The sequence below is a fragment of the Pseudomonas sp. F01002 genome (assembly GCF_004402115.1).
Classification (GTDB): Bacteria; Pseudomonadota; Gammaproteobacteria; order Pseudomonadales; family Pseudomonadaceae; genus Aquipseudomonas; species Aquipseudomonas frigoris.
The window spans coordinates 22,822-34,450 of the sequence record NZ_SOPU01000026.1; the positions used below are offsets into that span (position 1 = coordinate 22,822).

At 60.5% G+C, this 11,629-nt stretch carries 5 protein-coding genes; 4 read left to right on the forward strand and 1 reads right to left on the reverse strand.

Features of this window, described 5'->3' with window-relative positions; genetic code table 11:
• Window positions 1-4: 4 nt before the first annotated feature.
• The 3 genes from E3W21_RS22290 to E3W21_RS22300 are packed head-to-tail and all read left to right on the forward strand — an operon-like array spanning window position 5 to window position 2,504.
• Entirely contained in the window at window positions 5-658 is a 654-nt protein-coding gene (locus tag E3W21_RS22290; protein WP_129444103.1) for an alginate O-acetyltransferase AlgF, read from the forward strand.
• Window positions 655-1,644: a twin-arginine translocation pathway signal gene (locus tag E3W21_RS22295; protein ID WP_134421866.1), complete on the forward strand. Its 990-nt coding sequence runs from the start codon at window positions 655-657 to the stop codon at window positions 1,642-1,644. Before E3W21_RS22290 ends, E3W21_RS22295 begins: the two co-directional genes overlap by 4 nt.
• Window positions 1,611-2,504 carry a hypothetical protein gene (locus tag E3W21_RS22300; RefSeq protein ID WP_134421867.1) on the forward strand — a complete coding sequence of 298 codons (894 nt, stop codon included), beginning with the start codon at window positions 1,611-1,613 and terminating at the stop codon, window positions 2,502-2,504. Before E3W21_RS22295 ends, E3W21_RS22300 begins: the two co-directional genes overlap by 34 nt.
• A gap of 19 nt (window positions 2,505-2,523) precedes the next feature.
• Here E3W21_RS22300 and E3W21_RS22305 read toward each other — a convergent pair whose 3' ends face one another.
• Window positions 2,524-5,133, reverse strand: coding sequence for an EAL domain-containing protein (locus E3W21_RS22305; RefSeq protein WP_134421868.1), 2,610 nt, complete (start codon window positions 5,131-5,133; stop codon window positions 2,524-2,526).
• 550 nt (window positions 5,134-5,683) lie between these two features.
• On the opposite strand from E3W21_RS22305, the gene E3W21_RS22310 reads away from it, so the two are divergent.
• Entirely contained in the window at window positions 5,684-11,299 is a 5,616-nt protein-coding gene (locus tag E3W21_RS22310; RefSeq protein ID WP_134421869.1) for a putative Ig domain-containing protein, read from the forward strand.
• Window positions 11,300-11,629: the final 330 nt, after the last annotated feature.

Below are 11,629 nucleotides of genomic sequence, written 5' to 3' on the forward strand. Positions count from 1 at the left end.
TTGCATGAACGTTCGAATGTGTTTGTGGCTAGGTCTTGGCCTGCTCTCGACAGGCGCACAAGCTGCCTCGGAAATCGCCCAGCTGTACGCGCCCAAATTGCCCGAAGGCTCGGCGTATGTGCGGGTGGTCAATCCCGGCGATACCGCCATGCAGGTTCGTATTGAGCAAGGCGCGACCTTTGCCCTTTCCGCCCAGAGCACGGTGGCCAGTCCCTTCCAGGTCGTGGACTCGCGGCAGCCGCTCAAGCTGACCATCAATGGTCGCGAGATAACAGGCCTGAGCGCACCGAAAAGTGCGTGGGTCACGCTGATTCTCGACAGCGATCCGGCACGGGCGCCACGCCTGGTCATCGACCCGCCGCTGCGCGGTAAAGACCTGCGCGCCGAGCTCAGCGTTTATAACCTGAGCAGCGGTTGCGAAAAGGCTGAAGTCAAACTGGCCAATGGCGCCCCGGTATTCACCCAGCTGCCGTTCAACGGACAAGCCCAGCGCACGATCAACCCGGTGCAGGCGACGTTGGTTGCCAGCTGCAATGACAACGCCAGCCCGCCGTTGAAGCTGGCGCCCTTCAAGGCCGGCGATCGTTATAGCCTGTTCCTGATCGGCTCCCGCCAGGCCCCTCGCCTGATTGGCCTTGTCGACCAGACCGCCCCATGAACCTTCAATCCAAACCCGATCGTTTTACCCGTCGGTTGTCGATGTCCGCCATGATCGCTGGCCTGCTGTCGAGCCTGTCAGGCACCGGCGTTCAAGCGGCGTCGGCGGTGATCACCGGCAACGGCGGCTGGTTATTCCCGGCCTGGGAAAGCCTGAGCAAAGTCGACAACACCGGCACTGCACGCAGCATTGCACTGGTCAAAGAACTCCAGCAGCAACTTGAACGCGAACATATCGGGCTGGTAGTGCTGGTGGTGCCGATGAAAGCGCCGTTTTATGCCCAGCAGCTGCCCGCCGATCAACCCTTGAGCGTCGCCGTGATGCAGCGTTATGACCACCTGCAAAACGACTTGGCCCAAGCAGGTCTGACCACGCTGAACATCAAGCCAATCCTGCATCGGACCGAGCAAGGCAAACAGACCGCGTTTTACCGCGCCGACTACCACTGGACAGCCTGGAGCGCCGAAAACACCGCCGACTCCACGGCGCAACTGATTGCCGAGCGCTACAGTCTGCGAGGTGACCCCGGTGGTGGCGCGGTGCTGGGCCAATGGTTCGACAGACGCGCGTTCGGCGACCTGGCCAGTAATTTTCTGCCAGCGATCAAGCGCAAGGCGATTGGTCGCGACATCTACACCGTTCGTCATCAGGCCGAAAACGACTTGCTGATCGACGATGCTCCGGCACCGGTCCAAGTGATCGGCAACAGCTTTGTCCAGCCTTACCTGGGTTTTACGCAGAAGCTTTCAAATACCCTGGACCGTCCCGTCGCACTGACCTGGAACCCCGGCGACGTCGGTCCGTGGGCTACGCTGCTGCAATACCTTGAGTCGGCGGATTTTGCCGAACACAAGCCGCAAGTGATCGTCTGGCAATTCAACGAGGGCCAGTTCCACCTTGGCCCTGATGCGGCAGCCAACTGGAACGCCAAAGGCGTCACCTCGCTGAGCCAATGGCATCAACGCATCAAAAAGGCACTGCCGTGAAAATCTTCGGCTACACCGCCAGTCGCACGACCGTTGCTGCTCTGTTGCTTGCCGTCACCGTCGGCGCAGGTACCGGCATGCTCTACGTGACGAAGACCAAGGCCCTGGACCCGGGGATTGTCGGCATCGTCTGGCAGCCGGATAACAAGACCGTCGGAATCAGCGGACACTGGGAAAAACTGGGCGCGCGTGAGCTGCTGGTGCAATGGACAGTCGTGGACGATCAGGCCTTCGTTCCCGGTACCGGCCTGCCCGCCGTACCGGTGCTGCCCGATTGGGCGCGCATCGCCAAGGCACCCTGGGCGCAGGATGTCATCCTTGGGCTGGCAGGTTATTTCAGCGAGAACCGCTCTCGGGACAACATCGAAGAACTGGCCACGGTCTCGGAGCGGATCGCCAAATTGCCTACGCCGTTACACGTGACCGGCTGGTATTTCCCGGCTGAAGTCGACCCCAGCTGGACCCGCGCCAAAGACCTGCCCGCCCTGCTGGCCAAGCTGCCGCGACCGTTGTGGATCAGCGTTTATGACGGTGCCAATATCGGCCCCGTCGCCACCGCCGAATGGCTCAAGCAATGGCTGCCGGATGACATCGGCGTGTTCTTCCAGGACGGTGTTGGCGTCTACGCCCGCACTGCACCGGTCGCGCGAACCTACGCCGACGCCCTGCGCCAGCGTCTGGGCAATGACCGTGTGCGGATCATCGTCGAAGCCTTCCGCCCCAACTTTGGTGGCGGCTTCCGCTCTGCGACCGCCGCCGAGCTCAAACCGCAATTGGCGGCCTATGACGGATATCCGCTCTACCTGTTCGACGGGCCGCACTACGTGACACCAGAATTGGTCGAGCAACTGGTGCAGTAAAGCGTGCGCAGCTGACGTGTTAACTTTCAGCGTGAGCGCTTTCAGCCAGCGCTCGCAGCCCTGAATGCTTCGCGTGGACGCCAATCAAGTGTGCAATCGCCTGCGCATCCATAGGCCGGCTCAAGAAATACCCTTGCACCTCATCGCACCGCGCATCCTGCAACGCCTGAAGTTGCTCGATCGTTTCCACCCCCTCTGCCGTGACTGTCAGCGACAGTGCCCTGCCCAGCCCGACGATGGCCTCGATGATCGACTGATCATCACCGCTGGCGGCCAGCCCGGAAATAAAGCTGCGATCGATCTTCAACCCATCGAAAGGAAATGAACGCAGGTAGCTCAATGACGAGTACCCAGTGCCGAAATCGTCCATTGCCAGGCGGACCCCCAAGGCCTTCAAGTCGTGCATGATCTGCAGCGCGCCCTTGGCGTCGTCCAGCATGACATTCTCGGTCAGTTCCAATTCCAGCCGGGCCGGATTCAAACCGGTCTGCGTTAACACCGCCTGAACCCTGGACACCAGTTGCCCGCGCTGAAACTCTGTCGGCGACAGGTTCACCGATACAAAGAGTTCTTCAGGCCAGGTCGACGCGGTCCTGCAAGCGGTGTGCAGCACCCAGTTGCTCAGCGGCAGAATCAACCCGGTTTCTTCCGCTATGGGAATGAAAACGTCGGGCGCCAACAGCCCTCTCACCGGGTGCTCCCAGCGTACCAGCGCTTCGGCACCGGCCATGACCCTGCCTGCAATCTGATAGCGCGGCTGAAAGTGCAGACGCAATTCATCATGTTTGATCGCATGACGCAGATCGCTTTCCAACTGACGACGATCGAGGATTCGAGCATTCATGTCGCCCGCGTAAAAACGCCAGGTATTGCGTCCTGCATCCTTGGCTTCATACAACGCGATGTCGGCATAGCGCAGTAACTCATCGGCCAGGGTGGCGTCGGCCGGTGCCATGGCAATGCCGATGCTGGCACTGATAAACACCTCATGCTCATTAATCTGCAACGGCTGTTCGATGCAGTCGATCAGGCGCTGGCACAGGTGCTCGACCTCATCCTGAGAAACCATATTCGCCACCACCAGCACAAACTCATCGCCACCGATTCGCGCGACCAGGTCATCGGAGCGCAAGCACTGCCCCAACCTTTTGGAGACCTCGTTGAGCACTTGATCGCCTGCGGCATGCCCGAGCAAATCATTCACCGGTTTGAAGCGATCGAGGTCGACGCTGAGCATGACCAACGGATCACTCAGGGTCGGCGCAGCCTTGAGTTTGCCATCGAGGAATTCCTGCATACGGGCGCGATTCGCCAGGCCCGTCAGCGCATCGTGTTGCGACAGGTATTCGATCCGTCGGCGGGCCGCCACTTCTTCGGTGATATCGCTGGCCGTGCCGCGATAGCCCAGCCCCTCCATTTCCCGCACGGAAAGACGGAAAATCCTGGCTTGCCCGTCCCCTGACAGATAGCTGCATTGCAAGATGGCGTTGGCCCGTCGCGAGTGGTTTTTCAACCACTGGGAAAGCGGGCCCTGATCAGACACCAGCAAGTCATCGATAGGACGACCAAGACACTCGGCCCTGCGCAGTCCCGTCACGGTTTCGAAGCGCTCTGATAGGTAGGTGAAGCGCAACCCGGTATCGATTTCCCAAATCCAGTCGGAGGACGCTTCGGCGACATCACGAAACCGCGCCTCACTGGCCGCCAATGCCGTGCGACTGACCTGCAAGGAGGTGTAACTGGCATCCATCACTTGCGCAGCCGCCGTGGTACGCCGCTGAAAAAGCCAGGTCATCAGTCCGATAATCAGCCCCGCTATACCGACCAGCGGCAACACCACGGTCATCAACCGATGCCCCGGCTGCGCCGGTGTCCACTGCAGGGTGCCCGCCGTACCGGTTTCCCCCAGACGCAAAAACGATGTACCGAGCGCTGCACTATCACCTGAGGCCACGCGCAATTGAGCAATCCCGAAATCACTGGCCATGCTACCCAATCGGGCAGCATCGAGCCTGGAGACGAACAACAGTATTGAGGCTGGCCTGTCATCCGTTTCGACCTGGGGGTTGGTGCCAGGCGTCAGGGGCGCGGCAGCGACCAACACCGGGGTGCCGTCGACATCGAGAAACGCCTTGATGGGTGTTTCGCTTTCGACATCGATGCGTGCACGTTCGATGAGCGCGGTGATGGGTTGTTTCAACCAGTCTTCAGCGGTGACCGATTCCAGCTGCCCATTGATGACCGAGTACACCGTACGATCGGTCGGATCGATCACAAACACGCCCTCAAACCCGAAATCCTCAAACAGCGACGAACCGGCATTCTGGCGGACAAATGCCCAGTCGGTATCCACCTTCCTGTGCAGGTGCTCATAGGCATCGCCCCAGAATGCGTAATCCTTGATCGTCAAAAGAACCGACTTCTCCAGGGCCTGCACGGCCTTTTCCGTATAAAAGCGACTGCGGCGCTCGGCGTCCTGGTTTTGCTCGAAGGCGATGTAAACAATCAAGGTGCTGGCCAACAGGAAGATCGACAACAACAGACAAGAGAAGCCCGTCAAAGACATGCGTGTCAGGGAAAGATTGGAGGTTTGCATCGGCGGCAGAGGGTCGAGAGGCTTGTTTTTCATAGGGCTTCCAGGCGGTACAACGGCTACGGGCTAGCACAGGAGACGACGCAGACGTTAAAACACATGCGTTGAAAATGCTCCCTGAGTCGAAGTGATTCCTCGCATTCAGCCCCGGACTCTTGGCAGGATCAGTCCTTAATGTACTTGTTGAACTTATCGGCGCGAATGTCGATGCCTTGACCCGCTATCGCCTTCAACCGCTCAACGGTCGAGTCTTGCGAGACAAGCCAATTCTGAAGGTTCAGTTCAATTTTTCTTTTTGCGGCAGCTGGGCTTTCGAGCGCGACGCCGGCCTGATGGAAAAAGGCTTCTCGATCTCGACGTCGATAACCGCGGAACCCGTAAGAGTGGGCTTGTTCGCTTACTGAGCGGGCGTCAACAGAACGTTATTGTGTCGAAACACCTCACAACCGCTGATCAGTTAGTGCGGTTTTTTGACACCTCCCCGATATGTGGTCACAACTTTTGCGCTTCGTTGGGCCCTAACACCGTGGCTGTCGATGGAATATTGGCATCTTCCGAGGTTTTAGCCTGATACGGAGATAAGCTCATGATTTTCAATGTTCAAAATTTTGGCGCCAAAGGAGATGGCATCACAGACGACACCGCGGCAATACAAAGTGCGATTGATGCAGCGGCCGCCGCAGGTGGGGGGCAGGTGTATGTGCCGACCGGAACTTACATCGTTTCGGGAGGCGAGGAACCCTCCGACGGTTGCCTGATGCTCAAGAGCAACGTCTCCCTGTACGGCGACGGCATGGGCAAAACCACCGTCAAGGTGGCTGACGGCTCCGACACCAAGATCACGGGTGTCATCCGCTCGGCCTATGGCGAGGAAACCCACGACTTTGGCGTCAGCAACCTCACCATCGACGGCAACCGTGACCACACCACCGGCAAGATCGACGGTTGGTTCAATGGCTTCATCCCCGGCCAGGAAGGCTACGACTCCAACGTCACCCTCGACAGCGTCGAGATCAAGGATTGCTCCGGGTACGGTTTCGACCCCCACGAGCAGACCGTCAACATGGTCATCAAGAACAGCGTGTCCCACGGCAATGGCCTGGACGGCTTCGTTGCTGACTTCCTCAGCGACAGCACCTTCGAAAACAACGTCGCCTACGACAATGACCGCCACGGTTTCAACGTCGTCACCAGTACCCACGACTTCACCCTCACCAACAACGTTGCCTACAACAATGGCGGCAACGGCATCGTGGTGCAGCGCGGCAGCGAGAACATCCCCTCCCCCAGCAACATCACCATCACCGGTGGCGAGGTGTACGGCAACGGCGCCGAAGGTGTGCTGATCAAGCTGTCCAGCGAGGTGACCGTCAGCGACGTCGACATTCACGACAACGCCAGCGCCGGGATCCGCATCTACGGCAGCAACCACGTCGAGATCATCGACAACACGCTCAACAACAATTCCCTGGGCAACCCCGTACCGGAAATCATCATCCAGTCCTACGACGACACCCTGGGCGTGTCCGGCAAGTACTTCAACGGCAGCGACAACACGATCCAGGGCAACATCATCAGCGGCAGCAACCTGTCGACCTACGGTGTTGCGGAGCGCAATGAAGACGGCACCGACCGCAACGCCATTATTGGCAACACCATCAGCCACACCAGCAAGGGCGCGACGCTGGTCTATGGCGACGGCAGCTACGCCAGTGCCACGGCGCCGATGACCACCGTGCAAGGTACGGCTGGCAACGACACCCTGCTGGGCAGTGCCGCCAGCGAGATTTTCTACGGCGCAGCCGGCAACGACACCATCAATGGCGGGGCCGGTGGCGACATTCTGGTGGGCGGTGCAGGCACCGACAAACTCACCGGCGGTACCGGCGCCGATACGTTCCGTTTCGTCGCTCAGTCCGACAGTTACCGCAACGCAACCGCAAGCTTCGATGACACCATTACCGACTTCGACGTCACCCAGGACAAGATCGACCTCGCCGGCCTCGGTTTCACGGGTTTGGGCAATGGTCGTGGCGGCACCCTGCAGGTCAGCTACAGCGCCAGCAACGACCGCACCTACATCAAGGACTACGATGCCGACGCCAGCGGCAATCGCTTCGAGTTGATTCTATCGGGCAACCTCGCCAGCACCCTGACCGCCAGCAATTTCATCTTCAATCACGTGGTCACCGGTACCAGCGGCAGCGACTCGTTGCTGGGCAGCGATTCCGCCGACACCCTGCTTGGCCTGGCGGGTAACGACAGCCTCGGTGGCGGAGCGGGCGACGACAAGCTCGACGGCGGTGCCGGCATGGACACCCTCACCGGCGGCACCGGAGCGGACATCTTTGTGTTCTCCAATCGCCTGGACAGCTACCGCAACTACAACACCGGCGGTGCCAACCTTAGCGACGTGATCACCGATTTCGATATCAGCGCCGACAAGATCGACCTCTCGGCCATTGGTTTTACCGGCCTGGGGGATGGCAAGAACAACACCGTGTACCTGGTGCTCAACAGTGCCGGCACCAAGACTTACATCAAATCCCTGACCGCCGACGCCGATGGCAACCGCTTTGAAGTGACGCTGAACGGCAACTACGTCGACAAGCTGACCAGCGCCAATTTCGTCTTCGCCACGTCGTCACCGGTCAACCATGCGCCGGTGGTGGCAACGGCGTTGCTGGATCAGAACGCAACCGAAAACACCCCGTTCAGCTACGTGGTGCCGGCCACCAGCTTCACCGATCCGGATAACGACAGCCTCAGCTACATCGCCAAACTGGCGAATGGCAGCGCCCTGCCCAGCTGGCTGACATTCGATGCAGCGACTCGTACGTTCAGCGGCACACCCAGCGATACCGCATCGGGCACTTACTCCATACAAGTCACCGCGACTGATGGCAGCAACGCCACCGTCAGCGACAGCTTTACCCTCGCAGTGCAGGACGTGCCCGCCTCACCCACTGTGATCAATGGCACGCCGAACAACGACACGCTGACCGGCACCGCTGCCAACGAACAACTCTTCGGTGGCGCCGGTAACGACACGCTGAATGGCGGCGCGGGCAACGACATCCTGGTCGGTGGCGCCGGGGTGGACAAACTCACCGGTGGCGCGGGTGCCGATGTGTTCCGCTACACCTCGACACTCGACAGCTACCGCACCAGTTCCACCAGCGTCAGTGACCAGATCCTCGATTTCGACGTGGCCGCCGACAAGATCGATGTCTCGGCGCTCGGCTACACGGCCCTGGGCAATGGCCTGAACGGCACGCTGCAAGTGACCTACAGTGCTTCGAGCAACCGCACCTACCTCAAGGATCTCACCGTCGACGCGAACGGCAACCGCTTCGAATTGTCGATGGCGGGCAACCTGGTGAGCAGCCTGACGGCGAGTCATTTTGTTTTCGCCGGCCAGAACGCACCCAGCAATGTAGCGCCGGTGGTGGCCATTCCCCTCCTCGACCAGAACGCCACCGAAAACACGCCGTTCAATTACACCGTCACCCATGACAGCTTCACCGACGCCGACCAGGATGCGTTGACCTACACCGCGACCCTCGCTGACGGTAGCGCCCTGCCCGCGTGGCTGAGTTTCAACGCGGCCAGCCTGACGTTCACCGGTACGCCGATCAGCACGGCGTCGGGCAATTACAACGTACTGGTCAAGGCCACCGATCCTTCAGGAGCGTCGGTCAGTGACAGCTTCGCCCTGGCGGTGGCCGATGCGCCCGCCAATACCATCGCCGGCACCAACAATGCCGAAGCCCTCAACGGCACGGCGGGCGCGGACCTGATCCTCGGCCTCGGTGGCAATGACACAATCAAGGCCGGCACCGGCGCGGACATCGTCGACGGTGGCGCCGGACGCGACTCGCTGTACGGCGGCGACGGGGCCGACACCTTCCGCTACACCAACGTGCTCGACAGCTACCGCGACTACGACACCGGTGGCGTCACGGCCACCGACACGATTTATGACTTCACCGCGGGCGTCGACAAGATTGATGTGTCAGGCCTGGGGTTTCTCGGCCTCGGCGATGGCAGCAATGGCACGTTGTACATGACCCTCAACGCGGCCGGCGACAAGACCTACATCAAATCCGCCGAGTCCGACGCCGATGGCAATCGCTTCGAAATCGCCCTCAATGGCAACTACCTCAACACGCTGACCGCCAGTGATTTCGTGTTCGGCGAGCGCGCCCAGCAGGACATCCTCTACCTGCCCACACTCGGCCAATCCAATGCGCGCCTGCTGCGCATGACGGAGGACGACAATCAGTCCGGCACCTCGATGCTGGTCGAAGACCTGGACCGCTACACCCCCTATGACGTGCGCAGCCAGTTCACCGACGCCGATGGCAACGGCATCGACATCGCGGTGGGCGGCAGCACGGTCAACGGCCTGTCGACCATGAGCGCCGAGGAACTCAAGTTGTGCTGGTGGTTGACCGACACCAATCAGCCCGGGGCTGCGCTGTTGCGTGCCGTCGCGTTGCTGGGGGACCAGCGTACCGAACTGCAATCGATCGATAACGTCACCATGGGCATCATTTGGGGCCAGGGCGAGGAAGCCGCCCAGGAGATCGGCCGTGCCACGGACAAAACAGCGGCGGCCGCTGCCTACAAGGACGCGACCCTGAAGGTGTTTGATTACCTGCATACCCAGTTCGGCAGCTTCAGCGTGTACATGATGGAAACCGGTCACTACCAGGAGGATGCGGCGCGCGCCCGTGGTTATTCGCCAGAGAAGATTGCCTCCATCGTCGAGGGCGTTGGCTATGTCCGCGCCGTCCAGGAATCAATCGCCGCCGAGCGTGCTGACGTCAAGCTGGCGGTGGACTACACCGACCTGCCCTTGCGCTACGAAGTCGATCCGCTGGTGTATCCCGACGACGTCTGGCACCTGCACGAGGAATCGGCGGAAATCGTCGGCCAGCGCCTGGCCGACTACATCGCCGATGACCTTGGCTTTCAAGGCAACCCCAGCGACAACAACAGCGCGCAGGCGATTTTCGACAACGCTCAAAACCAGGGCGGGATGATTTCCGGCACCGACCAGGCAGATACCCTGGTGGGCAGCTCGGGCAACGACACACTGGATGGCGACCTGGGCGCCGACTCCATGACCGGTGGCGATGGCAATGACATCTATGTGGTCGATAACGCGTCCGACAGCGTGGTGGAAACCAACACCTCGCCCTCGCAGATCGATACGGTGCAGGCCTCGGTCAGCTGGACCCTGGGCGCCAACCTCGAGAATCTGGTGCTGACCGGCGTGTCGGACATCGACGGCACCGGTAATGAGCTGCGCAACTTCATCACCGGCAATGCCGCCGCCAACGTGCTCAATGGTGCCGCAGGGGCCGACAGCATGAGTGGTGGCGATGGCAACGACACCTACTATGTCGACAACGCCGATGACACCGTGATCGAGACCAACAGCAATGCGGTGCCTGGAGGGATCGACAGCGTGCACAGCAGACTGGCGGCCTATACCCTCGGCAACAACGTCGAGCGTCTTTATATCGATAGCACTGGCGCCGCCAATGGCACGGGCAACGCGCTGGACAACACGCTGTTCGCCGGAGCCGGCAACAACGTGCTGGACGGGCGCGATGGCAATGACACGGTGTCTTTTGAACGCGCCCTGTCCGGCGTTACCGTAAACCTCTCGACGTCAGCGCAACAAAACACCGTGGGCTCCGGGCTCGACACCTTGAAATTCGTCGAAAACCTGACGGGAAGCGCCTACGCCGACAGTCTGTCGGGCAACAGCGCGGCGAACGTTCTGAGCGGTGGTGCGGGCAACGACACGCTGGTGGGCGGTTCGGGCGATGACCGGTTGATCGGCGGCGCAGGCACCGACACGCTCACCGGTGGCACTGGCGCGGATACCTACGCGTTTGGTGCGCTGTCGGACATGGGCGTCGGGGCTTTGCGTGACGTGATCAGCGGTTTCAAGACCACCGAGGGTGATCATCTGGACCTTACCGGCCTGGACGCCAACCCGCTGACCGCCAACATGGACGCCTTCACCTTCATCGGCAGCAACGCCTTTGACCCCGCCAACGCCACCGGCCAACTGCGCTTTGCCGATGGCATTCTCTACGGCAGTGTCAACGCCGACGCCACCCCCGAGTTCGAAGTCCAGATGGTGGGCGTCAAAGAGCTGCACGCCAGCGACTTTACAGCCTGACGTCTTATGGGCGCGAGCTTGCTCGCTCCCATAAGGGATTTGCAGTGCCCGAAAAACCAAAGACCACCACAGACCCTAATGTCAGTCAGTTAAGCCGCACCCCGATCCTTGTAGCAGCTGGCGAAGCCTACGTTCGGCTGCGAAGCAGTCGTAAATCCTGAACCCACGGTTTAACTGACACACCGCGGTGACTGGTTTTACGATTGCTTCGCAGCCGAACGCAGGCTTCGCCAGCTGCTACAAGGATCGCGTTGCGGCTTAACTGATTGGCATTAACCACAGACCCAATCACAAACGACCGTGTGCCGATTACACGGTCGGGTCATTGAG

Coding starts and splice junctions, on each gene's coding strand:
- E3W21_RS22300 (WP_134421867.1), top strand. CDS start 1,611: ATGGCATCAACGCATCAAAAAGGCACTGCCGTGAAAATCTTCGGCTAC.
- E3W21_RS22310 (WP_134421869.1), top strand. CDS start 5,684: ATGATTTTCAATGTTCAAAATTTTGGCGCCAAAGGAGATGGCATCACA.
- E3W21_RS22305 (WP_134421868.1), bottom strand. CDS start 5,133: ATGAAAAACAAGCCTCTCGACCCTCTGCCGCCGATGCAAACCTCCAAT.
- E3W21_RS22295 (WP_134421866.1), top strand. CDS start 655: ATGAACCTTCAATCCAAACCCGATCGTTTTACCCGTCGGTTGTCGATG.
- E3W21_RS22290 (WP_129444103.1), top strand. CDS start 5: ATGAACGTTCGAATGTGTTTGTGGCTAGGTCTTGGCCTGCTCTCGACA.